The organism is Aquimarina macrocephali JAMB N27, assembly GCF_000520995.1.
In the GTDB taxonomy this organism is placed as follows: Bacteria; Bacteroidota; Bacteroidia; order Flavobacteriales; family Flavobacteriaceae; genus Aquimarina; species Aquimarina macrocephali.
The window spans coordinates 631,776-658,289 of record NZ_JACA01000001.1 but is presented as its reverse complement, the minus strand read 5'-3'; the positions used below and the strand labels follow the sequence as shown (position 1 = coordinate 658,289).

The following is a 26,514-nucleotide window of genomic DNA, read 5'->3' as shown; positions in this document are numbered from 1 at the left end:
CAGTCTCTTCTCTTCTGCTAAACGAGCTGCTGCCGCCGCTTCATCTGCTATCTTTTGTTCTGTAACTTCACGTTCTAATTGTTTTTGAGCAGCTAGACGTTCTTCTTCTACTTTTTGCTCTGTAACTTCTCGTTCTAATTGTTTTTGGGCAGCCAGACGTTCTTCTTCTGCTTTTTGCTCTGCAACCTCACGTTCCAACTCTTTTTGGGTAGCTAGACGTTCTTCTTCTGCTGCTTCTGCTTCACGTGCCGCTTCTTCGGTGGCTATTCTTTCTTCTTCTGCTTTTTGCTCTGCTGTCTCACGTTCTATCTGTCTTTGAGCAGCTAGACGTTCTTCTTCTGCGTTTTGTTCTGCTGTCTCACGTTCAATACGTCTCTGAGCAGCTAGACGTTCTTCCTCTGCGTTTTGTTCTGCTGTCTCACGTTCAATACGTCTCTGAGCAGCTAGACGTTCTTCTTCTGCTTTTTTGTTAAGTAGTTTTACTTCTTCTGCACGTTGTAATTCTAATTCTCTGGCAGCCTTAGCTTCTTTTTCTCTAGCTTCTGCTATTGATTTTTCAAGCTCACTCATGGCTTTTTGGTCCTGACTTCGAGAATCTCCTTGTTCCTCTTGTAATTCTCTTATTAACTTATTCTGTTCAAGAATTTCTTTCTTAAGTCTTCTAATCTCAGAATCTCGTTCTTCATAGGCCTTTTGAGTACTTGATTTTGTTCTACTACCTCTTCTTCTTCTTGATCTTTCTTTTTCAAAATTATATGCTAAACCTACCTCATGAGTTGCTCCAAAATTACTGGTATCTCCAAACCCGGTTTCGTAGGTGTATCCAACCGAAATATTCGATGTGATATTACCACCAATACCTAATGAGGCTCCATAGAAACTATTATATCCCGCTTGAGCCCAACCTAGTGCTGGTAACTCAACAATAACATTACCTCCATATCTAAGATTTGAATCTGCACCCGAATCGGGTAACATATTGGCATATACCATTCCTCGTATTAGCTTATCCGATCTTCTTTCTAAACTGGTGGTATACATAACATGACCCGTAAAAGCCATATTGTCTGTCAATAGTTCACTACCTGTTATATTATAAGCAACAAGATTTGATACAGAAACTCCAACATCAAATTCTGCATAATTAAAGTTAACACCAGGAGTTAATTGAAAAACAGAGCTGTTTTCATAGTTAAGAATAACAGGATCACTTACTTCTACTCCATTATTTAAAACAATACTTGTCGCCGAATCAATATTAGATTTAATTCCGCTTTGCGAAAAACCGAGATTTAAACCAAAAGTGAAGTTCATATCTCTATTTAATTCGATATTATATGCAAAGTTGGCTATACCACCAAAATACCTGTAAATACCTTCATTTTGTTGATGCAAACCAATAGAAACACCTATTTTTTCATCAAAATTTGATGTATAGTTAATTAGATATGTCTGGGGGTTATCATTAAATGAAGCCCATTGTGTTTTATTGTAAACATTAATAGATTTTTTGTTTTCGCGAACTAAAGAGAAAGTAGGATTAAAATAAAAACGGTTATATTTTACTAGGTTATGAGTAGGAATATCGGTTGGAAGAATGCCATAAGTAGTCGTGCTTTCATCCTGTCCTCTAAGAAGGTTAAAGGATATACAAATGATTATTAATAGTAATTTTCTGGCCATAAAATTATCTCATTACCGTTATCGAACCTTTTCTGACTACGGAATTGTTTTTGGTTATTATATAATAATAAAACGGGTCCTGACCCGATGATTTCGAATTCTCTCTGGGCCAGTTATTCTGATAACTTGGTGATGTAAAATCTACCTGACCTCGTGCATTATAAATCGTAACCTCTACTTCTTGTTGATTAAACAAACTTGGTGGAAGTAACCAATTATCATTGATACCATCACTATTAGGTGTAACTACATTAGGAATAATCTCTGAAGATCCTGCAACATCTGAAATATTAAGTATCTCTGAATCTATAACACAATCCAACAATGTAATCCTAACAAAGTAATCACCGATGGTATCTATTTCTATAGAATTTGTACCCTGACCACTTATAACGGTCGAACCATCTACCAAAGATTGATTCTCTCCATCTACAACAATAAACCACTCATAAGCATAGTTACTACTTTGAGGAACACTTAATGTAGATGTCTCTCCAAATGGAATAAAAGTCGGGGAAGCTTCTATAACTACAACATCTGATAAAAACTCAACCGTTAAATCATTTGATCTCGCTGTAGGAAATGAAGTGCTTCGTAAAGTAGCTTCTAAAGCATAAACTTCACCTATGTTAGCAGAAGTTACTGTAAAAGTAGTCTCTGTAACACCTGTAGACTGAGTACCTAAAAACCATTCAAAATCAAATAAAGAATATTGATCAGTAATAATAGGAACTTCTAATCCTGTAGAAGTAATACCAAATAAATTCTCTAACCCCAAAGTCCCTGTATCGGCATCACAATCTAACAATGTAGAAATCTGAGTCCTAAACCCTACTGGTTCGAAAACCTCTGTAGTAGCCTGAAGAGTATCCATACATACATCATTTGCAAATACATCTACACGATATATACCAGGATTGGTGACATCAAAAGACAAAGCTCCCGGTGTACTAACCGCGAGCGGACCTTGAATACTTATTCCGTTCCTAAACCATTCTACCGTACTACCAGCAGCAGGAGCATTTGTCGTAATAGACAAGGTCAACGTAGGCTGTGTAGGTAATAACATTATCAGGGGCGGGGGTTTGGTCAAAATATCTGAACCCAAATTAATAACCTCCACGGGGGGAGTGGTAATTATATTACACGTTGGAGTCCCAGTAACATTAACTGTATAAAAACCTCCAAAATTACTCTCTGGTAAAATCTCAGAAGGACCATCAAACTCCGGAATCAAAACTCCGTCCTTAAACCATTCATAAGTGAAACCCGGATCGGTAACACTTGTAGTTAATATTTTTACATCACTAGGACAAAAAGATTGTGGTGAAGGCTCATTGATTCGTACTGTTGTTTCATTAAAATCAATTACCTCTACTGTCTGACTGTCAAAATTAAATAAGGCATTACAACTTCCAAAATTAACTTGAACTTTATAGGTTCCTACTTGTGTTACATTTTCGAGTGTATTACCTGATTCACCCGGAACCACAGTAAAATTATTGGTTCCCGTAGCATCAAAAGACCAGATATATTCTGGAAAATCTCCTGGTAAAGCTGTTAATGTGGCTGATTCCCCAATACACAAAGCTACCGTGTTAGCCTCAATATTTGCTCCGGTTAATGTGACGCCTTGAGAAAAATCAAAATAGTAAATAGGAATATTTTCTTGCACAGCACTTAAAATATTACTTGCTGGTACATTCACTCGTAAACTATAATTCTCGCCACGTAAATCTGTAGGGATAGCAAAGGAAGGAAATGTTATTGTTCCATTAGGCGGAATAGCTACAGAACTAGTAAATGTAGTTAAAACTCTAGTAGTATTAGCAGAAAAAAGACCAGTCTCATCCGACAGTTCTAGAATATATTCTGTATTGGGTCCAAATCCCGAAGGAGTTTGGGCAACCGCTTCTCGATTGGGAACATTTTGATTTACACAGAGTATCGTAGTAGTTGATCCACTAATAGAAAACAAAGGAGCATTAATATCCTGAGCGTTGGCTTTCAAAGAAGAAAATAGAAAGCCTGTCACTATAGCAATTAATGATATGAGGTTAAGTTTTTTTTTCATGATATCACACTTATGATTAAGGTGAATATACTATATTAACTTCGCGATTTGGGGCGCTTGTTAATAATATTGTTAATATATTTTTTACCAAGACATAAAATTATAAATTAAATGTTTATATCAAACTAAAATTTAACTTTTTTTTGTAATAATTTTCTGACCTTTTATTACTTGCCCTATTTTAACTGAAGTAAATACGATCTCAAAAAACATTTCAATATACATAAAAATTTGTTAATCAATGTCTTGAGCTAATGTAAAAAATCATTTCAAGCCAGTAAAAAAAGTTTAAATCTCCCCTATTTTTATCAAAAAAACGGAAGTATCTGGTAAAAAAACCATACTATTTACACGTTTTTGGGCGTGTTTTTTATCAGTAAAAAGCTTTAAAAGTGGTAACTTTTCTCGATGAAGTGTCAAAAACTTAATGTTAAAATAATATTATTTTTTAATAAATTGAACAGAAAAAGATCTAGTAGTAAAACTCTCATTCCTTAATTAAAAATGAGAGTTTTACTATTAATTATTGTCTGTCTGCTTTAATTACTTATAACAATTTTTTTAGTGAATTCATTTCCATTTTTATTCACCTTAACAATATACATATTAGATGAAAATTTAGAAATATCTAAAATAACTTTTGTAGATGCATTTTTACTCTCTTTAAGCAAGTTACCATGTAAATCATAGATTAAAACATCAAAATGTTCATGTCCTTCAGCTAAAACGGTTAATTTTTCTCCATTAGCAATATGTGTTGGAAAAACAATTATATCTTTAAACTTATTTTTACTATCTCTAGGGCGTTTTTTGTTAATATTTATCATAGATATTTTAGGCGCCGGACAATTAAGATTAAAAATGGTAGATCGATTATCTACCCTCCATTTAGGTCTTCTTCCCGAGCTATTGGCACTCGCTTCTGCAAGGTCTTTTACCTGAATACAGCTTAAATTTTCATTTGTTCTTGCATCCAAACTTTGCAAATCACTAATTTCTGAAATATCTAAACGTGTAAGAAAATTATCTGAAACATTTAAAGAAACTAATTGATTACAGTTTGTAATATTGATTTGTTCTAAAAGATTATAATAACAATTTACTGAAATTAACTTTGTGTTATTTGATAAATCCAAAGTAACCAAATCATTTTCTGGAATACTTAATATTTCTAAGTTAGTGAAAGCAGATATTCCTGTTAAATCAGAAATTCCCTTCAAAGGAGGAATATTAAGTTCTTTAACTTTTTTTGCATCACAGTCACTAATACTACCATTTACTAAGCCATCCTTATCTATTAATTCATCAACTAACCATTGTTCAAAATTTGCATCTGGCAGACTTACATTTCTACAAAATTCATAAAAATATGCAGAACCACCTACATTAAAATTAGAATTACCACTAGAAACAACAATAAGGTTGTTATCTTGAAAAGTCACATCAAAACCAAATTGATTATACTGTTTAATGTCTGATGATAGTATTCTCTAATTCTCAATCCATAAGTTATTGACAATATCATGCTTATAAATATATACAGCCCCCTCATCTGTATTTGTATTAATATCAAAATCTTCTGATGGTGCGCCAACTACAATAAAACCATTATGTATTGAGACCGAAAACCCAAAAAGTTTATCTGGAAGAGAATGAAAAGAAGGTATAATTTTTTGCTTTTCATTCCATAACCCTGCATTATCCTGTTCAAAAATGTAAATAGATCCTCTATTAATAGTAGCAGATGGGTCTTGTTCATCTTTATCAGAATACGCTCCAACAACAACATAATTCCCTTCAATAGCTACTGAACCTCCAAAAAGATCTTTAGCCGTACCATCTGAGGCAACTATCTTTTGTATTTGATTCCATGTTCCAGTAGAATCTTGTTCATAAATATAGGCTGATCCTTGTCTGTCTATTGATTGATTCGGTCCATCATCAAAATACCCTACTATTGCTTTGTCACCATCAATAGCAATATTTGCTCCAAATAATCCATAATCTAACTCAGAGGGTACTATTTTTTGTTTTTCTTCCCAAAATCCACTAGAACTTCTACTAAAAGCATAAACTCCTCCAACAAACGATATTCCATCAACATCTACTCCAGTAGCCCCTATTAGCATATTGTCACCATCAATAGCCAAACTACTACCAAAAACATCAAAAGCCATAGCATCAGAAGCTATTAATTTTTGTTTCTCTATCCAGATACCCGCAGTATTTATTTCAAAAACATACACAGCACCTATATCCTTCTGGTCACTTCCTAAGCCATCTGCTTTTCTTGCTCCAATTATTGCATATTTACCACTAATTGCAATCGAATTACCAAAAGCATCATTTTCATTACTTATCGAAATATTATTTGGAACCAATTTTTGAACTTCTGACCAATTTCCATTATTATCCTTTTTAAAAACATAAACAGCTCCAACATTATTAATCGTGTTCGCTTGACTTATATAATTTTTACCAGGAGCTCCAACCATAACATAGTTTCCATCTAGAGAAACTGATTCCCCAAAATGATCTTTAGAATCTATTATATCAGATCCTTTTGCTTTCAAAATTTCACTTAATGTTTGCCCTCTTAACAAGGGGCTAATAAACATTATAATTAATGTGAAGAATATTTTTTTCATAATTAAAAGGTTTTAAGATTAATCCTACTAAATTATGAACAAGTTTTTATCTTTATGGTGATCCAAAGTTAATGTTTCGTTATGGGTTTTATATATCTTAAAATCAGTGTTTTATATATAAAACATTAATACTAATTTAATAGTCTTATATATATCTTCACGTAAATTATCAGTGATATATATTAAAAGCAAAACCCCGATTTGCATTATACTAATCGGGGTTAATAACATATCAAAAGGGTATATTGACTACTCTTTAGTTTCATTTGTGGTGGCAGTATCTCCTCCGTTTAATTCTTTAAGAATCTTATCGGTAAGGTTTAATTCTTCTTTACCATAAAGTATATTACTGGTTTCTGTGTCTCCATAGATATATGTATATCCATTTTTCTTACCATAATCCTCTATAAAGCTCTTCACTTTACCTATAATAGAATCTATCTCTACTTGACTTCCTTGTTGGATCTCCTGCATTTTGGCTTGCTGCTCTCTTTGTAGGCCTTGTTGCTTAACCATCAATTCCTGCTCTTTCTTCTCTCTATTAGCAGCAGACATAGATTTCATAATGTTTTTGTACCCTTCTACCTCAATTTGAAATTGCTTTGCCTTTTCTTCAAGTTCAGCTCGTACTTCATTATTACGCTTTGTCCATTTTTCTTGTGCCACTTTCATTTCTTTATAATCAGAAACAACTTTGGTATTATTTACATAACCCGTTTTTTCTATTTGTTGATTACAAGAAGCTAAAATTAATAATGCACTTGCAACCCATACTATTTTTTTCATTTTTCAAAAATTTAGTTCTGAGCAAAAATATCAAAGTTCGTGCGATGTTATTCATTATATAGTCGTAAAAAACCATATATAAGAAAAAACAATCATTTTACATGTTACAATATAAAAAAACTATTAAAAACAAATAAAAATAAGCCATTTTAAGCTCTTTTTAAAAAAAAGAGGTGTAAATAGATATGGTTTGTTCTAAAAAGAGGAAAAAAGCATCTAAAAACAAAAATTAGTCGTTTTTAAGAATATAAATATGCGAAGAATACTCACCAGATCGTTTTGCTTTAAGATTAGAACGTAATCCAACCCAAAAAGCATTTAAAAAGTTCATTTTACCACTTTTGTATTTTTCTGATAAAAGTGACACATAAAATGAATCAAATTTCATGGGGAGTACTTTTTCTAATTTTAAATTTTCTTCTTCAAAAAGTTTTTGGATAGAAGTTTTAGAAAAATGCCAAAGGTGTCTGGGTACATCATATGCTGCCCAAAAGGAATTATATTGTTTTGCATCATATGATTTAAAATTTGGTACAGCTATAATTACAAATCCATTTGGTTTTAAAAGGCGTCTTAATTCTCTAATTTGAAGTTGCAAATCTGGTATATGTTCCAAAACATGCCACATCGTAATAACATCAAAACTTTTTGAATCCAAATTAGCTGTTTCGGGTTTTAAATCTATTCCTTTTTGTTTTGCTAGTTCTTTAGCTTGATTATTTGGCTCTACTCCTTCGATTTTCCAACCTCTATTTTTTGCTGCACTTAAAAAATCTCCTGTACCTGCTCCAATATCCAAAAGTACACCACGTTGCTGATTTAATTTAGAAATAAGTTTAACCTTTTTGTTTAAAGAATAGGTTTTAACTAAGTGGTATAGTTTTTCAAAAAGAGATCGTTTGGAATCTGTATGAGAAATATAATCTTCGCTCTCGTAATATTTACCCAATTCTTTTTCATTAGGTTTCGGAGAAGTAACCAACATATCATATTCTTTATCATAAAGCAACTGAAACTTTTCTCCAGAAACCGTATAATCTTTACATTCGATAAAAAAATCTAAGGTTTTTTGTTTATTCATTTATGTAGATAGAAAAATTTAAAATAATGGTTCTATTTTTATGTTGTTTTTTATATCAATTAAAAACGATCGCATTTTATTATAAAACAACGATCTTGTAGAAAGGCAATTATCACCATTAGCATCTACAATGATAATTTTTACAAAAGTTTCAGCATCTCCTATTTCATTTTCAGCATCTTCTTTGTTCGATTTATTTATTAAATCACTAACCAAATTTGATCTTACTTCTCTATCCACATCAAAACTTATTTTGATATTAAATTCCATATCAAAATTATCGAACAGTTTTACATCAAAATCGGATAGGTTTTGATTCTTTGTTAAACCAAACTGTTTTCGCAATGAACGCTTGGCTTCTTCTGGATACATATTAGGTTTAAAAAGAAACGATTCTTCATTAAACACATTCTCTGTTTCAATTCTAAAATTATCAATCTGTCTTACCTTGTGTGTAGTGATACACGAATAAAACGAGAACAAAGCAAAAAACAGTATAAAAGTATTTTTCATTAATTGTTTTTTATGAATTAGAATGTCTTACGATAAAAAATGTTCCACGTGGAACTATTCTTTAGAACTGTCATAAATTTCAACTCCCAAAAGTTCGCTTAACTCATTAGCCTTCTTATAGGCCTTCTCATCTTTTTCTGTTTTATAAAGTGTAAAATTCTTGTTTCCCGCAAAAAAGCGAACTACAATTTTGCTATGTCTTTCTTTTGTTCCAATTGCACTAACAGCACCCCACTCATTATCTAAACTAAAAGAAGTTGTAAAAACGGAAATATAATCAGGATATTCTAAATCGAGTTTTGTTTTAAAAATAGGGAATCCAAAAACCAAAAAAAGTTTTTGATTATTAAAATCTTTATTGATTTTATAAGAAATAGAATATCCAAACACTCCTAAAGATAAAAGTAAAAAGATCAATCTGGTTAAAAGTGGCTCTTCTGTATAAAAAAGAAAGGCAATAGAAATTACCAAAATCAAAATAGATAAGATTCTTCCTTTTACAGGTTTTTCTTGTTTACAAAGCACACTATTCATCACCTACCCATATAAACCAAAAGTACAGAAATATCACTTGGCGATACTCCGCTAATTCGTGATGCTTGAGAAACGGTCGCTGGTTTTATTTTAGACATTTTCTCTCTTGCTTCAAAAGATAATGACTTCAGTTTTGTATAATCAAAATTCTTGGGGATTTTCACATCCTCAAGCCTGTTTAGTTTATCAGCATTATTTTTTTCTTTTTCTATATAACCAGAATACTTAACCTGAATCTCTGTTTGTTCCAGAACCTCTTTATCCAAATGATTCTCCTCTATATATGTAGAAACTTTCTCAAAATGTTTTATATCATCCAATGTAATCTGAGGTCGAGAAAATAATTTAAACAATTTTCTACTCTGATTAATGGGTGATGTTTTCTTTTCTTCTAAAACAGGATTTGCTTCTTCTGGAGTAACACTTGTATCTTTAAAAAACTGAACAAAGGCACTTGCCTTCTTTTCCTTCTCTTCCATTCTCTTCATTCGTTCATCCGATGCTAAACCAATCTCATGAGATTTTGGTGTAAGTCTAAAATCTGCATTATCTTGCCTTAACAAAGTTCTGTACTCTGCGCGTGAAGTAAACATTCTATATGGTTCTTCTGTTCCCTTGGTTATAAGATCATCTATCAAAACACCAATATACGCTTCGCTTCTTTTAAGAATAAAAGATTCTTTTTCTTTCACCTTTAGAGCAGCATTTATTCCCGCCATTAATCCTTGAGAAGCTGCTTCTTCATATCCAGTAGTTCCATTAATTTGCCCCGCAAAAAATAATCCAGAAATCAATTTTGTTTCTAACGTGTGTGTTAATTGTGTTGGAGGAAAGTAATCATATTCTATAGCATATCCTGGTCTAAAAAACTTTACATTTTCAAAACCTACTACAGATTTCAAAGCTTTAAATTGAACATCTTCTGGTAATGATGTAGAAAACCCATTTACATAAACTTCTACTGTATTCCACCCTTCGGGTTCCACAAACAATTGATGTCTTTCTTTATCTGCAAATCTATTAATCTTATCTTCTATAGATGGGCAATATCTTGGTCCGATACTTTTAATTCTACCATTAAACATTGGAGATCGATCAAAGCCTTCTCGCAACAAATCATGAACTTCTAAAGAAGTATATGTCATATGACATGATCTTTGTTTGGTGAGTGGTTTTGTTGCATCTGTATAGCAAAACTTTTCAGGATTATCATCTCCTGGTTGTTCAATCATTTTAGAATAATCCAAAGATCTTCCATCCACTCTAGGAGGAGTTCCTGTTTTCATTCTTCCAGCATCAAAACCAAAATCAATCAATTGTTCTGTTATCCCAGTTGCGGCTTTTTCACCTGCTCTACCTCCGCCAAATTGTTTTTCTCCAATATGAATTAATCCATTCAAAAATGTTCCGTTAGTCAACACAACAGTCTTTGCTTTTATTTCAATTCCCAGAGATGTTTGTACTCCTTTTATTTCTCCATTTTCAACCAAAAGTCCGCTCACCATTTCCTGGTAAAAATCCAAATTAGGAGTTTGCTCTAATAGCAATCTCCATTCTTCTGCAAAACGCATTCTGTCACTTTGAACTCTTGGACTCCACATTGCAGGTCCTTTTGATTTATTCAACATTTTAAATTGTATCGCAGTACGATCACTTACGATTCCACTATACCCCCCAAGTGCATCTATCTCTCTTACTATTTGTCCTTTTGCAATTCCTCCCATAGCCGGGTTACAACTCATTTGCGCAATGTTCTGCAAATTCATTGTAATAAGTAAAGTGCTACAACCTAAATTGGCAGCTGACGCTGCCGCTTCACTTCCTGCATGACCTGCACCAACTACTATTACATCATACTCCGTATCAAACATAATTTCTATACAATTGTTCCACGTGGAACATAAATTTATTAATCAAAAACAATTGTTCCACGTGGAACAATTATTACTTTATACATCATCACAATACACTAATGTTCCACGTGGAACATTAATAATTTTTCCTCTTCTTTTTGTCTCATAAGTTTTTCGTCTATATCAGACTTATCCTTATATCCACAAAAATGTAGTACCCCATGTATCAAAACACGTCTCATTTCCTCCTCCTCAGAAACCATAAATTCATTAGCATTATCCTTTACTCTTTCTGCAGAAATGAATATGTCGCCATTTAATTGGTCCCCTATTGTATTATCAAAACTTATGACATCAGTAAATGTATCGTGATCCAAAAAATCCTGATTTATTTTAAGCAAATACTTGTCATCACACAAGATGAAATTAATCTCTCCTTCTGACTTGTTTTCTGATAAAATAACTGCATTAATCCAAGAAGATAAAGCGGCTTCATTGGGTAGTTTTATGTTCGTTTCGTAAAAAAAATTAATCATTATCTTTCTTAAAATACTCTTGTACCTTTTGTTTATAATTTTGCCGCAAAGGTAATACTTGTCTATTTAATATTTCAGTAGTATTAAAATATTGTTTTGCCTTTTCTAATTGCTGTTTATTTTGATTACCAAACTGCACTTGGTTTGTTTTGCTTTCTCTTTTTTCCTCCTCACCTTGTTCCAAAGTTGCATCCTCCAGTTTAAGCAACTCGTGTTTTAAATTGAGCATCTTTGATAACGTTCTTTCGTTAAATCCCTTTTCCAAAAGTTCCTGCTCTACCTGTTCCATTTTACGCAACAAGCTGCTTCCAATCTTATTCCCTTTTCCTTCTTTCTTAATCTTATCTTGTAGTGCATTTCTAAGTTGTTGCTGTTGTTTATATATCTCATACAATTCTCCATTCATATCCTCCTTCTGCATTTGCGACTCACCTTCGCCATTTTTACCTTTACCATTCTTTTTGTTTCCTTCTTTGCCGCCTTTTTGGTTTCCTTGCTTACCACCACCTTTACTGTTTTTACCTTCTTTTTCTCCTTGCTTATCTCCTTCTTGTTCTCCTTGTTTATCGCCTTTCTTTTTCCCTTTTTCAGCACCCTCTTCCATCTTCTTATTTAACTCATCCTGTTTCTTTATAATATCTGGTAATTGAAATTCATTAGAACCACTCTTACCTTTACTACCTGAAGCCGACATACTGTTTTGCATCTGGTCCAAAGTTCTACTCAATAAATATGCTAAATCATTTGATCCAGTAACAGTATATTGTTGATTGGCCGAACCTTGAACAACTTGATTCTCTGCTAACCTCTCTAAGGATTTATCTATATTAAATTCTATGTCTGTAAGTTTTTGTGTAACCACTTCTGTTATTTGTGGTGTTCGTAATGCTAAAGCATAAAGGCTGTCATCTATATGTATAAAATTCTCTCTTAATATACTTTGTTTTCTAAGCTTAGAAGAATAGCTGGGATTATTAATATCTATACCTTTAAACCTTTTCATTAAACCTTCTTGTTCTATAGAAAAATCAACAAGGTTATCCAAAATCTGTCTTAACATCTCCATGTCTTCTTGCTGTTGTTCTCCTCCGGCCATTTGCATTTGCATCATCATACCATTACTCATCTGCTTCATTTTCTGAGCTGCACTTTTTTGGTTTTTCTTAGCGTCTGATTTATTTTCCTTCTCTAAGTTTTCACTTGCCTTTTGTTGTTCTTTTTTTATCTCATTCTCATCCTCCTTTTTTTGATCCAAGCTCATTGGTTTTTTTAAATCCTTATTCTCCTCTCTAAGTTTATCCATTTCCTTTTGGAAATGTTCAAACTCTTTGTTTAGTTCTTCTTGCTTTTCCTTTGTGTTTTCCTCCTCATTTTTCTCAGATAATTCTTCTTGTCTTTTGGATAAATCGTCAAGTTCTTTAACCAATTTTTCATGTTTCTCTATCACATAATATCGTTTGGTTAATTCTAAAAGTTGTTCTAAGTTTTTCTTTAGATTCTTATTTTCCTTACCTAACTCTTCTAGTTTTTTTGTTAACTCTTCCTTTTGAATTTTATCTGCCAAACGTTCAATTTCCTCAAGAAGTTTTTCGTTCTTTTTTAACTTTTCTTCGTTCCTTTCTAGTCTTTCTTTTAGTGCATCTTTAAAAGGTTCTTCTTTTTCTTTATTCTCTAACTGCTCAAGATTATCTTTTAATTTTTTAGAAAAATCCTGCATCATTTTCTCCTGTTCTTTTTGTCTTTTTAGGAAATCCTCTAACTTTTTCTTATCATTAAAATCTAGATTCTTTTTCTCTTTTTGAGTTTTACTTAAGCTTTTTAATTCTTGTTCTTGTTCCTTAAACTTGTCTAATGATTTATTCAATCCAGATATCGCCTCATTTTGCTTTTTTAATAATGTATCTTCTCTTTCTTCTTTTGTGAGTTGCCTAAAATTAAATACTTGACTTTTTGTGCTCTTATAATTATGAATAATATCATTATCAAAAACCTCAAAATAAAACTCATAATTAAGTCCTTCTATCAAATCAATTCCTGCAGGAAAAGCATAAATGAATTCATCAAACACAGTTTTACTAATTGCTATATTCTTAATCTTAATATTAGATGCGTTCTCCTGATCATAATATACCAATCGAAGTTTACTTAGACCGTAGTCATCACTTACTCTACCAAAAAAATAAACAGTTTGATTGTCGACCGAATCTTTTTCAGATTTTAGATTTAACTCTGGATACTGATCCTTAATCACATTAAGGTTAAACGCCAAATTATCATGATCTTTTACATTCTGATTCGATGTAGTGATTTGATAATCCATATTAGAATACACATTTTTCTGATAAGAAAAATCCGTTCCGTTCTTTGCTAATGGGATAACAGAATCCTTGGTCTTTAATTCTACCTTGTCTGTATTTCTTGTGTAAACTATCCAATCTACTTTTGTTCCTTCTGGGATGGTTGCATTCCCCGAACTTTTTAAAACTTCATCACGTTTTTTAGTATAACCTGGATAGTCCAATCTCATTTCAAAATTAAGTAAAGCGGGAATTGGAACCACAGATAAACGATGTGGAATAGAATTTACATCATTAGCACTTATTATAAATTCTAAAGATTCTTTTGGTTGAATAAACCTATATTCAAACTCACCTAAGCCTACATTTTTTAAAAAATATACTTCATCGTTATATGTAATTGTAGCATTATCCGGTACTATATCTCCAGCAGTTCTCACTTTAAGTACGAAATCTTTATTTTCAAAAGCATTCAAATCCTTGTTAATTATAAAAAATTGAAATGGTGCCGGTGGTTCATAAGCTACTTCATAATTGACAACTCTTTTATAACTATCAGAAATCCAACCGGTCTTATTAAAAACAAACAATAGTAGGAATATAGCTACAGGAATTGCTGCATATTTGAGGTATTTAGCATTCTTTTTAAAGTTGATAGCCAATTTAAAAGGAATTGGTTTTAGTTCACTTGATTTTTGCTCAATACCCGCTAGTAACAAGGCAGATGAATTTTCATTTTCACTTAGTTGTAATAAGTTTAAAAGTCTGTCACTTACCTCAGGAAAATGATTTCCAATTATCTCCGATGCTTTTTCATAATCTATTCCTTTTGTAAGCTTAAACAACTTTGCAATTGGCACCAATATAAACTTGATAAATAAGCCAAACTCAACCGCAATAAATAGCCAAAACAATATTGTTCTTCCTAGCCTACTAAGCCACAAAAAATTTTCAATTAATAGTGTCATTAAAAAATATAAAACACCTATAGCAAAAAAAAGTATGATACCTTTTATGAGTTCGTTGATATAATATTTTCTTGTAAACTGTTCTAATTTACTTTTTATGAACTGAAAATTATCCATATTTTAAACCTTCCTTTTTCATTAACCACTAAATCTACAATTTTATTTTTAATAGAATTGTTATATTTATGATAATTCAACCCTCTAGAACATAAGTTGTTATGAAAGATCTTAAATATATTTGTGCATACACAATACCTTTTATGGCGATTATTGGTATCTGGTTACAAGGAATTTATACTTACCTAGCTCCTATATATGCTTTTGGTTTAATTCCGATATTAGAATTATTTACAAATTCATCTGCCAAAAACATAGATGATAACGACAAAATACTACAATCAAAAAAAAAGATATTTGATTGGATGCTTTATATAAATCTTCCCATTGTTTATGGTGTTTTACTCTTTGCCATTATTACTTGTACTACATCAAATCTGGATACGTATGAAGTTACTGGTATCATTATTTCCTTAGGAATCGTATTAGGATCTAATGGTATAAATGTAGGACATGAGTTAGGACATCGATTTACCAAAGAGCGCTATATTGGTAAAGCACTTCTCCTACCGTCTTTGTATATGCATTTTTATATAGAACATAATTTTGGTCACCACAATAAGGTCGCAACTAAAGAAGATCCTGCCACGGCACAGTACAATCAACCTGTGTATTTTTTTTGGATAACTTCGACTACCCGGCAATACATTAGTGCCTGGAAAATACAATTCAAATTATTAAAACAAAACAACCTAGCATTCTTCTCTATAAAAAATGATATGCTCTGGTATCTTTTAATCACCCTTTCATATCTTATGATACTTACATATTTCTTTGATCTTTATGGGTTACTGGTTGCCGTTTTAGGCGGAATAACAGGATTCTTATTACTTGAAACTATAAATTATATTGAGCATTATGGTTTGATAAGAACAAAAAATTCCTCTGGTCGCTATGAACGTGTTAGAGAAATTCATTCCTGGAACTCGAACCATACCTTGGGTAGAATTATGTTGTATGAATTAACACGACATAGTGATCATCATCACAGAGCATCAAAAAAATATCAGATTCTGGATCATCATGATAACAGCCCACAATTACCTTTTGGTTATCCAACATCCATGGTGTTATCACTACTTCCTCCTCTATGGTTTTTGATTATGAATAAACATGTTCCACGTGAAATGAAAACTATTTAAAAAGGTAATAAGAAATTAAACGGTTATACCACAAAATCATTTCCATAGCATATTTAAGATTGTATCTTTGCCTTTTATTTGTATGACTTTTTAAAGTTTAAAAAACACAATCATGACAAAAGACATTAGGGTACGATTTGCACCAAGTCCCACCGGACCCTTACATATAGGAGGTGTGAGAACCGCATTATTTAATTATCTTTTTGCAAAGCAACACAATGGAACCTTTGTTCTTAGAATAGAAGACACCGATCAAAACAGATATGTTCCCGGGGCAGAAGAATATATTAAAGAAGCATTAGATTGGTGTAGCATACCATTTGATGAAGGTCCAGGAAAAGATGGAGGATTTGGCCCATATAAACAAAGTGAACGTAAACATTTATACAAACAGTATGCTGATCAATTGATAAAAGATGGTCATGCCTATTACGCTTTTGATACTACTGAAGCTCTTGATGGTCACAGAAAAGATCACGAAGCTAATGGTAAAACATTTATCTATAATTGGCATAATAGAGAAAAACTTACCAATTCTTTATCCTTATCTGAGAATGAAGTAACAACAAAAATCAATTCTGGTGAGTCTTATGTAATTCGATTCAAATCTCCTAAAGACCAAATTTTACATCTTACAGATGAAATTCGGGGAGATATGAAGATTGACACCAATATTCTTGACGATAAAATCTTATTCAAAAGTGATGGGATGCCTACTTATCATCTTGCTAATATTGTAGATGATCACTTAATGAAAATTACACATGTAATTCGAGGAGAAGAATGGTTACCATCTTTAGCTCTTCATGTTCTTTTGTATCGTTCATTTGACTGGGAGGCTCCAATTTTTGCTCATTTACCACTAATTCTAAAACCTGTTGGTAAAGGAAAACTTAGTAAAAGAGATGGAGATAAAATGGGATTCCCAGTATTTCCTTTGCAATGGATAGATCCTAAAAATCAAAATATCTCTTCAGGATATCGTGAAGATGGGTACCTACCAGAAGCCGTTGTTAACATGCTTGCTTTTTTAGGATGGAATCCAGGTACAGAACAAGAGTTATTTTCTCTGCAAGAATTGATTCAGGAATTTGATCTGAAAAGAGTTAATAAAGCTGGTGCGAAATTTGATCCAGAAAAAACCAAATGGTTCCAACAGCAGCAACTGCAAAAAATGGATAATGCCCTACTCTCTCAACAATTTGAAACTATTCTATCTGAAAAAAATATTTCTACAACCCTAGATCTAAATGTTGTTATAAATGCAATAAAAGAACGAGCGACATTTACTAAAGATCTCTGGAGCCTTAGTCATTTTTATTTTTTATCACCTAGTGAATATGATGAGAAAGCCATTAAAAAGGCCTGGAAAGAAGATACGCCAGGTTTAATGCACGAATTAACAAGGATACTAAATGACATTTCAGATTTTTCTGAAAACAATGTTTCAACCACTGTAAAAGGATGGATTACAGGAAAAGAAATTGGTTTTGGTAAAATCATGATGCCACTACGTATAGCTTTAGTGGGTTCACTACAAGGACCTGATGTGTTTCAAATCGCATCAATGATTGGTAAAAAAGAAACCATTAAGAGAATAGAAAACGCTATCGAAAAAAATTAACAACATCTATATCAAAAATTAAAAAGACCATTGTTTAGCTAAACAATGGTCTTTTGTTTGCAAAAATTTGTAACATTTCATTCATATTCTACACTTATTAAGTATAAGATCTTTAGAACTATTTTGTCATGGGAAAACAATATAAGGTTATACGCGTATCAGAAAATTGGTCTGCAGAAAAGCTTAGAAAAAAAATAGAAAACACAATGAATGAGTTTTCTAAACAAGGTTGGGACGTTGTAGACGTTTCTTTTTTAGCTAATACTTATGTTGCTATGATAACTCTTTCAAAATAACAATCAATCATTTGCTATTTATTAGTACATTGATTTACAGAAAAACTTTTAACTCTTAATATATAAAACAATGGGGCTATTTTTAATTCCAATAGTAATCTTAGGGTTTATCATTCTGCTTTCAGGGATATTTACCGTAAAACAACAAACCTCTGCGGTTGTCGAACGTTTTGGTAAGTTTTTGAGTATCAGAAACTCGGGATTACATTTTAAAATTCCGGTTTTTGATAGAATCGCTGGGCGAATCAATCTAAAAATCCAACAGCTTGATGTTCTTGTTGAAACCAAAACAAAAGATGATGTATTTGTACGTCTTAAAATCTCTGTTCAATTTCAGGTAATTAAAGAAAAAGTATACGATGCTTTTTATAAATTAGAAAATCCACATGATCAAATTACATCTTATGTTTTTGATGTGGTTCGTGCCGAAGTACCAAAAATGAAACTGGATGATGTTTTTGAACGTAAAGATGATGTAGCTATCGCTGTAAAACAAGAGCTTAATGAAGCTATGATAAACTATGGTTATGACATCATTAAAACTTTAGTAACCGATATAGATCCTGATGCACAGGTTAAAGAAGCAATGAACCGTATTAATGCTGCTGAACGTGAAAAAGTTGCCGCAGAATATGAAGCTGAAGCTGAAAGAATTAAAATTGTGGCAAAAGCACGTGCTGAAGCTGAAAGTAAAAGATTGCAAGGTCAAGGTATTGCAGATCAACGTAGAGAAATTGCGAGAGGTCTAGAAGAAAGTGTAGACGTTTTAAACAATGTAGGTATTAATTCTCAGGAAGCTTCTGCTCTAATTGTAGTAACACAGCATTATGATACTTTACAGTCTATTGGAGAAGAAACTAACAGTAATTTAATTTTGCTTCCAAATTCTCCACAAGCCGGAAGTGATATGTTAAATAACATGATTGCATCATTTACAGCTTCAAATCAAATTGGAGAAGAAATGAAAAAACAAAATGCTAAAAAAGGTCTTGGCAAAAAGCCAGATAAAAATTAATAAAAATATAATTTCTATTACCAAACCCGATCAGATTTTATGATCGGGTTTATTTTTTCCTTAAGGATTAAAAACTGCTACTATTTTTACCAAAAACTCAAAATAAAGCGTTTTTATATAACCAACGCATAAAAGTGATACGATTATATTACTATTTTTTTTTCTTCTCTTACATCATTTTATATCAAGCTATTTTTAATAAGAAAAATTAATGATTTCTTAAAAACTATAAAAATTACTTATACCACAAAAAATTATTATCTTTATGAAAAATTTTCCCCCATGAAAAATTACTTATTTATTTTCCTTCTTATTTCCGGAAGTGTTTTTTGTCAAAATATGACTACACTAAAAGAATTTGCGTTACGAGATGCAAAAGCTACCTCTAAAGCATCAATGGATAGAAATTTAAATACAATACTCAAATATACTCATCCAGAAGTTTACAAAGCTTATGGAGAAAAACAACTAATGGATACCATGGACGAAATTTATAGAACCATGGATGCTCAAAAAATAAAAATCCTTAGTTCTGAAGTAGATGAAGTAACAGAGATAAAAAAAGAAAACAAAGAATATCATTGTTTAGTTAAAAACACCGTAAAAATGGACTTTAATGGTAGGCTAATTACCTTAAAAAGTTCATTATTTGGTTTTTATAACAGAAAAAAATCTCAATGGTATTTTGTAGAGTCTAATAAACTTCTTGACGATCCTCAAACTAAAGAGCTCTTTCCTAATTTTAAGACAGATATCGAAATTCCTTTAGATGAGCATATTGCAGATAATTAAAAATCAAAAAAACTCATAGACACAGAAGTATTTTCTGTATCTATAAGTTCTCTCTTTATATGTCATAGTTAGAAGCAACTTCTTTGGCCTCTAATTGTAATAATTCATTCTTATCATCAAGAGCTTTAGTAATAAAATCTTTTGCTAATTGATCAGGTTGATTTCCTTTATTTTTAAGAATTATACCTAAAGCAATCATAGTAGCAATGCGGGTTCCTGCTTTTTTTACAGCTGTATCATAAAGTGGTACAAGCTCCTCTATTTCTACAGTTTTGGCCGCTTCTATAATTTTAGTTTTAAGCACTTCTCTTTTAGCATCAGGTACATTTGTATACTTCTTCCCCGCTCTTTTTATTTCTTCGATTGCAGGTATTGCATTTTGCTGATTCTGAGGTTTGTTTTGATTGTTTTGATGTGTCAAAACTGGTTTTACTTTTGCCCATGTATCTCGTAAACCAACAGTTTTATTAAATACTAAAGCATCAGGTTTACTATCAATATCCACATTAAAATACCCTAATCTTTGAAACTGAAACTGCTCTAATAGTTTAACATCTTTTAGACCAGGTTCTACATAACCTGTTATTATTTTTAAAGAATCTGGGTTTAAAAACTCAATAAAATCTTTATCCTTATGACCATCTGGAGCCTCATCATTAAACAATCGATCATAAATCCTAATCTCTGAAGGAATTGCATGTGCTATTGATACCCAATGTAATGTACCTTTTACATTACGTTTTGATTCTTCTGTGCCGCTCCCTGACTTACTTTTTGGATCATATGTACATTGGATTTCTGTAATATTTCCTTCGGCATCTTTTATCACACGTTCTCCTTTGATGATATATGCATTTTTAAGCCGCACTTCTTTCCCTAAAGTCAATCTAAAGAACTTTCTACCTGCCTCTTCTTTAAAATCCTCTCTTTCGATATACAATTCGCCAGAAAAAGGTACTTTTCTAGAACCTGCAGCTTCATCTTCTGGGTTATTTTCTGCTTCTAACCATTCTTCTTCTCCTTTTGGATAATTTGTTATAACAAGTTTAACAGGGTCTAAAACAGCCATTACTCTTGATGCAGTTTTATTAAGGTCCTCTCGTACACAAAACTCTAATAATGATACATCAATTACGTTTTCACGTTTTGCAACACCTACAGTTTCAACAAACTTTCGTATTGATGTTGGAGTATAACCACGCCTTCTTAATGCCGAAATTGTAGGCATCCTTGGATCATCCCATCCAGACACTACTCCTTCTTCTACTAACTTGAGTAACTTACGCTTACTCATAATTGTATAGCTTAGATTAAGCCTTGCAAATTCCCTTTGTTTTGGTCGTATATCAGTACTATATATCTGATCAAGAAACCAGTCATATAATTTTCTATGAGGTTTAAATTCTAAAGAACATAAAGAATGTGAGATACTTTCTATATAATCACTTTCGCCATGTGTCCAATCATACATTGGGTAAATACACCAATCATCCCCAGTTCTATGATGAGATTTTTTTAATATTCTATACATCAGAGGATCTCTCATTAACATATTTGGGTCTGCCATATCGATCTTAGCTCTCACTACATGCTCACCTTCATCAAACTTACCTTCTTTCATATTCTGAAACAGTTGTAAATTCTCTTCAACAGAACGATCTCTGTATGGACTATTACTTCCTGGTTCTACGGTAGTTCCTTTTTGAGAAGCAATAGTTTCTGCAGATTGAGAATCTACATAGGCCTTCCCACTCTTAATGAGTTGAACAGTCCAATCGTATAATTGCTGAAAATAGTCAGACGAATAACATTCTTTATCCCATTGATATCCCAACCACGTTATATCTTCTTTAATTGCGTCTACATATTCCTGTTCCTCTTTGGCAGGATTAGTATCATCAAAACGTAGGTTTACCGGTGCATTATACCTAAGACCAAGACCAAAACTAATACCTATTGCTTTGGTATGTCCTATATGCAAGTATCCATTGGGTTCTGGAGGGAAACGAAAACGTAAATTTTCTGTACTCATACCGGTTGTAAGGTCCTCCTCTACAATATGCTCTATAAAATTAAGCGGTTTTTTTTCTTCTGACATCTGTAATCTAATAAAACACAAAACTACAAATTCTAATGCTGCCTTGCTATTGTATAAAAATCTTTAATACAATTATTTTATTATTATCATAATTCATTAGAAAAGGGGTGTTCTCCCTGCTTAAATCATAAAGATTCTTTTTACATTTGCCTAAAAACCCCGTGGGATTAATAAAGTTGAAAAACATCAAGGTTTACGCCTATCATGGATGCCTTGTCGAGGAGAAAAAAATAGGATCTGATTACAGAGTGGATCTTAAGATTAAGGCTGATCTATCAAAGTCTGCAATATCTGATCGTTTAGCAGAAACTGTAGATTATGTTCATCTTAATCATATTGTAAAAGAAGAAATGGGTATTCGTTCTAAATTGTTAGAACATGCTGCAGAGCGAATTTTAGTTCGTATATTAGATGAATTACCATTGGTTGATAAAGTTATTGTAGATGTTTCAAAAATTAATCCACCTATTGGTGGAAATGTAGAAATGGTTACTATCACAAGGAGTAAAAACCGATAATTATAGTGTTAAAATTGTACGAAAAGCGTTTTATTGTAAAATCATTTAAGAAGTAATCATAAATTTTTTTACATTTGCCTTCCAATCAAAAATTGGGTGTCGTGGCCGAGTGGCTAGGCAGTGGTCTGCAACACCATCTACAGCGGTTCGAATCCGCTCGACACCTCAAAAATCCTGTACTTATGTGCAGGATTTTTTATTTAAACCTGGATTCTGGTGTTATTTTTTCGATCTCGTCTTGGATTCGTTTCTCCATTGTATCCGGCAAAACACCTTTTAAAATAAGAAATACACCAAACACAATCATAACAATACTAATGACCCTTTTGATGATATAAGTTCTTTTTGGTGTTAATTTTCTCTTCAGTCTTTTTGCCAGCAGCATTTTAAAGAAATCAATAAAAAGATATGTACCTATAACCATAGTAAAAAACCGTAGAATTCTATTCGTATTCATATCTAATTGTGGTCCTATAACAATGATAACACTTAACCAAAATCCTAATACTCCAATATTTATAAAATTGAGTAAGAACCCTTTTATAAATAACATAAGATAATTGTGTTTATTGATAATTTCTACCGAAGTATCTCTAAGTTTATTATAGTTTTTTCTTTCCTGAATAAAAGAAATTATGCCATAAGTAGATAATAACATCCCACCAAATATAAATAAGGCAGGATCATCTTTTATTTTTTCTAAAATCTGATTGGTACTAAAATATGCGATAAGAATAAATACTATATCCGCAAAAATAACTCCTAAATCTACAGCCAAAGCTGCTCTAAACCCTTTAATAGCCGCTGTTTCCAGAAGTACAAAAAAAACGGGTCCAATCAAAAAGGCTAATAAAAAACCTAATGGTATAGCTGCTTGAGCATCTTGAAGCATAGGGTCTAAGCGTATTTATTACAAAGTTAAAAAACTACTTAGTTAACTTCAACAATTTTTCCACCTAAAAATTTTTTAGTATCCTTTTGTTTAGGATCTCCATAAATTCTTATGGTTCCTCCGGCATTAGTATTTGCTTTAATATAATCTTTAGCATTTACTTCTGCCACTCCTCCTGCACTAATTTTTACTTGTGTTCTTTCTGTTTCGAGTTCACTACCAAAATACTTCCCTCCAGAATTAATAACAATTTCCTGTTCTTTCGATATACCTTCTAAGTGCACTTCTCCACCTGTAACTGCCTTAATAAACAATGTTTCTGTTTCAGCTTGTGCTTGTATAACTGCTCCTTCTTGAGCTCTTAAATCAAGTTTATTTCTATTAAGAACATCTTTTACTTCTACCGTTGATCCCTCATTAGCATCAATTTTTCTAAGTTCTTCATAATGAACTAAAACTTCGGTATTGCTTTTATCCCATAGATTATCCAAAGACATTCTAATTTTTAAAATAAGACCTTCTTGAATAATTTCTACATCGTATCTTTTATAACCAGTGACTATAACTTTATGTTTATCACTTTTAACAAGAGTTACCTTTATTTTATCAAAAACTTTTACTTCTGTAAAATAATCTAGATTTTTAGTTTTAACGTCTTCTTGTGCTTGTCCTAATGCGACTAATAAAAACACAAAAAGAAATATTAATTTTTTCATCGCCCTTCTTTTAAAATTTCTATTTCAATTTTGATCTTACATAAAACAAACGACACTATTTTTTTTGATTACTCTATTTCTTCCTTATTTCCTAACAAGGTGAAATCTAAGTGTCTTTTTATAAGATCAGCATTTTTTACTTTTACATATACCTCATCTCCTAATTGGTATACTTTTTTGGTTTGTTCTCCTATAATGGCATATTCATCTTGATCAAAAACATAGTGATCATCATTCATGTCTCTAAGACGAATCATACCTTCACATTTATTATTAATGATTTCTACATAAATTCCCCATTCTGTAACTCCAGAGATAACTCCCAAAAACTGCTCATCCTCATGATCTTTCATAAACTTTATCTGCATAAACTTTATAGAGTCACGCTCTGCACTGGCAGCCAGATTTTCCATACTGCTACTATGATTACATTTTTCTTCATATTCATCTTCTGCAACAGATTTCCCTTTATCCAAATAATGTTGTAACAAACGGTGTGCCATAACATCTGGATATCTTCGTATTGGAGAGGTAAAATGCGAATAATAATCAAACGCTAATCCATAATGACCAATATTATGAGTAGTATATTCTGCTTTACTCATACTTCGTATAGCTAAAGTATCAACTAAATTTTGTTCTTTTTTACCTTGAACATCCTTTAATAATCCGTTTAACGATTTTGTGGTAGTTTTTCGATCTCTAAGATCTAATTTATATCCAAATCTTCCAATAATGTTTTGTAGTGCTGCTAATTTTTCATCATTTGGTTCATCATGTACACGATAAATAAATGTTTTTTTAGGATTTTGCTTTCCTATGAACTCTGCGACCTTTTTATTAGCTAATAGCATAAACTCTTCAATAAGTTTATTAGCGTCTTTAGAAGTCTTAAAAAACACTCCTACTGGTTCGCTATTTTCGTTTAGACTAAATTTTACTTCTACTTTATCAAAAGAAATAGCTCCCTCACCCATTCGTTTACCTCGCATAATTTTAGCAAGTTCATCTAATTTAAGTACTGCATCAGCTATTTTTTGATCAGCTTTATATTCTTTTCTGGTAAGTGAGATCTCTGCGGGAATTACATTTTCGCGAGTTTCTATAATATGCTGCGCTTCTTCGTATGCAAATCTTGCATCAGAATAGGTTACTGTTCTCCCAAACCATTGGTTTTTTATTTCTGCTTTATCATTTAATTCAAACACTGCAGAAAATGTATATTTCTCTTCATTTGGTCTTAAGGAACAGGCATTATTAGATAAAACCTCGGGTAACATAGGAACTACTCTATCTACCAGATATACAGATGTTGCTCTTTCATAAGCTTCATCATCAAGTATTGTTCCTGGTTTTAGATAGTGTGATACATCTGCAATATGAATTCCTATTTCATAATTACCATTTTCTAAAACCTGAAATGATAACGCATCATCAAAATCTTTAGCATCTTTAGGATCAATAGTAAACGTAAGAATTTTTCTCATATCCCTACGATTCTTGATCTCTGATTCTTGAATAGATGTATCTATAGTATTTGCATAATCTTCGACTTCTTCAGGAAACTCATAAGGTAAACCATACTGAGCCAAAATAGCATGTATCTCGGTATTATGTTCACCTGGTTTTCCTAGTACTTTAATTATTTTTCCAAAAGGTGAATCTGCTTTTTCTGGCCAATCTTCTAGTTTTACTAAAACTTTATCTCCATTTTCTGCGTCTGCTATTTTATTTTTAGGGATAAAAATATCAGTATACATTTTGCCATCCTGCATGTTTACAAAGGCATAATTTTTTTGAATATCTATTATACCAACAAACTCACTTCTTTTACGAGAAATAATCCTAGAAATCTCTCCTTCACTCTTTCCTCTTCGTTTTCTACGATAAATATAAACCTCTACCTCATCACCATTCAGTGCTTTATTAAGATTGTTATTTGGGATAAAAATATCATCTTCAAGATCTTTTACAATTACATATCCTGTACCTTTTGAAGTGATTTCTAAAATACCTGTATAAGTGTTAATGTTAGGTATAATCTTAAACTTTCCTCTTTCTACTTCTTCAATTTGTTTCTTAGCTGCGAGTTGGGATAATTTTTTTATAATTTGATTTCTACTACTTGCATCATCTACTCCTAATTTTGATGCGATTTGTTTATAATTAAAACTTTTATTTGATTCGGCTTTTAATATTTTGAGTATTTCCTGTGTAATATTCTCTATTTTAGGTGACTTTTTTCTTCTTCTACTCTTTCTTTTCATTAATATCTGTTCTATATATTTATGATAAAAGTACAGCTTATCTTTTAACATCAGTAATTTTAAC

Annotated in this window: 21 protein-coding genes and 1 tRNA gene; 7 read left to right on the top strand and 15 right to left on the bottom strand. The window is 31.9% G+C overall.

Annotated features, from left to right (window positions below):
• The 11 genes from Z054_RS0103015 to Z054_RS0102960 form a co-directional block, all read right to left on the bottom strand.
• Positions 1-1,683 (bottom strand): PorP/SprF family type IX secretion system membrane protein (locus tag Z054_RS0103015; RefSeq protein ID WP_024768619.1); only part of this gene is annotated, 1,683 nt, incomplete at its 3' end.
• A 4-nt stretch (positions 1,684-1,687) separates the two neighbouring features.
• On the bottom strand, positions 1,688-3,757 hold the full coding sequence (locus tag Z054_RS0103010; RefSeq protein ID WP_024768618.1) for a T9SS type B sorting domain-containing protein: 2,070 nt from the start codon (positions 3,755-3,757) through the stop codon (positions 1,688-1,690).
• Between the two features lie 539 nt (positions 3,758-4,296).
• Positions 4,297-5,199, bottom strand: coding sequence for a T9SS type A sorting domain-containing protein (locus Z054_RS0103000; protein WP_024768617.1), 903 nt, complete (start codon positions 5,197-5,199; stop codon positions 4,297-4,299).
• A gap of 48 nt (positions 5,200-5,247) precedes the next feature.
• Positions 5,248-6,405, bottom strand: a complete 1,158-nt coding sequence (locus tag Z054_RS0102995; RefSeq protein ID WP_084050052.1) for an FG-GAP repeat protein — start codon at positions 6,403-6,405, stop codon at positions 5,248-5,250.
• Between the two features lie 249 nt (positions 6,406-6,654).
• On the bottom strand, positions 6,655-7,191 hold the full coding sequence (locus Z054_RS0102990) for an OmpH family outer membrane protein (RefSeq protein WP_024768615.1): 537 nt from the start codon (positions 7,189-7,191) through the stop codon (positions 6,655-6,657).
• Positions 7,192-7,420: 229 nt separating this feature from the next.
• Positions 7,421-8,272, bottom strand: coding sequence for a class I SAM-dependent methyltransferase (locus Z054_RS0102985; RefSeq protein WP_024768614.1), 852 nt, complete (start codon positions 8,270-8,272; stop codon positions 7,421-7,423).
• Between the two features lie 18 nt (positions 8,273-8,290).
• Entirely contained in the window at positions 8,291-8,785 is a 495-nt protein-coding gene (locus tag Z054_RS0102980; protein ID WP_024768613.1) for a hypothetical protein, read from the bottom strand.
• Positions 8,786-8,839: 54 nt separating this feature from the next.
• Complete coding sequence (locus Z054_RS0102975) at positions 8,840-9,319, bottom strand: hypothetical protein (protein WP_024768612.1); 480 nt, start codon at positions 9,317-9,319, stop codon at positions 8,840-8,842.
• Positions 9,319-11,190 (bottom strand): tRNA uridine-5-carboxymethylaminomethyl(34) synthesis enzyme MnmG, encoded by a 1,872-nt coding sequence (gene mnmG, locus Z054_RS0102970; RefSeq protein WP_024768611.1) that lies wholly within the window; start codon positions 11,188-11,190, stop codon positions 9,319-9,321. Before mnmG ends, Z054_RS0102975 begins: the two co-directional genes overlap by 1 nt.
• 98 nt (positions 11,191-11,288) lie before the next feature.
• Entirely contained in the window at positions 11,289-11,708 is a 420-nt protein-coding gene (gene ybeY / locus Z054_RS0102965; protein ID WP_024768610.1) for an rRNA maturation RNase YbeY, read from the bottom strand.
• The gene (locus Z054_RS0102960) at positions 11,701-15,090 is read right to left on the bottom strand and encodes a DUF4175 family protein (protein WP_024768609.1); all 3,390 of its coding nucleotides are present in this window, start codon (positions 15,088-15,090) and stop codon (positions 11,701-11,703) included. Before Z054_RS0102960 ends, ybeY begins: the two co-directional genes overlap by 8 nt.
• 101 nt (positions 15,091-15,191) lie before the next feature.
• Between Z054_RS0102960 and Z054_RS0102955 the strand changes: the two genes are divergently transcribed.
• The 5 genes from Z054_RS0102955 (at position 15,192) to Z054_RS0102935 (ending at position 19,959) form a co-directional block, all read left to right on the top strand.
• Entirely contained in the window at positions 15,192-16,232 is a 1,041-nt protein-coding gene (locus Z054_RS0102955; protein ID WP_024768608.1) for an alkane 1-monooxygenase, read from the top strand.
• Positions 16,233-16,344: 112 nt separating this feature from the next.
• Positions 16,345-17,856: a glutamate--tRNA ligase gene (gltX, locus tag Z054_RS0102950; protein ID WP_024768607.1), complete on the top strand. Its 1,512-nt coding sequence runs from the start codon at positions 16,345-16,347 to the stop codon at positions 17,854-17,856.
• 128 nt (positions 17,857-17,984) lie between these two features.
• Entirely contained in the window at positions 17,985-18,152 is a 168-nt protein-coding gene (locus Z054_RS31250; protein ID WP_152538440.1) for a DUF4177 domain-containing protein, read from the top strand.
• Between the two features lie 70 nt (positions 18,153-18,222).
• Positions 18,223-19,167 carry an SPFH domain-containing protein gene (locus Z054_RS0102940; RefSeq protein WP_024768606.1) on the top strand — a complete coding sequence of 315 codons (945 nt, stop codon included), beginning with the start codon at positions 18,223-18,225 and terminating at the stop codon, positions 19,165-19,167.
• Positions 19,168-19,506: 339 nt separating this feature from the next.
• Positions 19,507-19,959, top strand: a complete 453-nt coding sequence (locus tag Z054_RS0102935; protein ID WP_024768605.1) for a hypothetical protein — start codon at positions 19,507-19,509, stop codon at positions 19,957-19,959.
• Between the two features lie 55 nt (positions 19,960-20,014).
• Here the strand turns inward: Z054_RS0102935 and Z054_RS0102930 are convergent, their stop codons facing one another.
• On the bottom strand, positions 20,015-22,057 hold the full coding sequence (locus Z054_RS0102930) for a glutamine--tRNA ligase/YqeY domain fusion protein (RefSeq protein ID WP_024768604.1): 2,043 nt from the start codon (positions 22,055-22,057) through the stop codon (positions 20,015-20,017).
• Positions 22,058-22,218: 161 nt separating this feature from the next.
• Between Z054_RS0102930 and folB the strand changes: the two genes are divergently transcribed.
• Both folB and Z054_RS0102920 read left to right on the top strand, forming a co-directional pair.
• Complete coding sequence (folB, locus tag Z054_RS0102925) at positions 22,219-22,575, top strand: dihydroneopterin aldolase (protein ID WP_024768603.1); 357 nt, start codon at positions 22,219-22,221, stop codon at positions 22,573-22,575.
• Positions 22,576-22,670: 95 nt separating this feature from the next.
• Positions 22,671-22,741 (top strand) — tRNA-Cys (locus Z054_RS0102920).
• 30 nt (positions 22,742-22,771) lie between these two features.
• On the opposite strand, the gene Z054_RS0102915 is transcribed toward Z054_RS0102920, so the two are convergent.
• The 3 genes from Z054_RS0102915 to rnr form a co-directional block, all read right to left on the bottom strand.
• Positions 22,772-23,467, bottom strand: coding sequence for a LysE family translocator (locus Z054_RS0102915; protein ID WP_024768602.1), 696 nt, complete (start codon positions 23,465-23,467; stop codon positions 22,772-22,774).
• A 38-nt stretch (positions 23,468-23,505) separates the two neighbouring features.
• Positions 23,506-24,183 carry a head GIN domain-containing protein gene (locus Z054_RS0102910; RefSeq protein WP_024768601.1) on the bottom strand — a complete coding sequence of 226 codons (678 nt, stop codon included), beginning with the start codon at positions 24,181-24,183 and terminating at the stop codon, positions 23,506-23,508.
• Between the two features lie 68 nt (positions 24,184-24,251).
• Positions 24,252-26,450 (bottom strand): ribonuclease R, encoded by a 2,199-nt coding sequence (gene rnr / locus Z054_RS0102905; RefSeq protein ID WP_024768600.1) that lies wholly within the window; start codon positions 26,448-26,450, stop codon positions 24,252-24,254.
• Between the last annotated feature and the right edge of the window lie 64 nt (positions 26,451-26,514).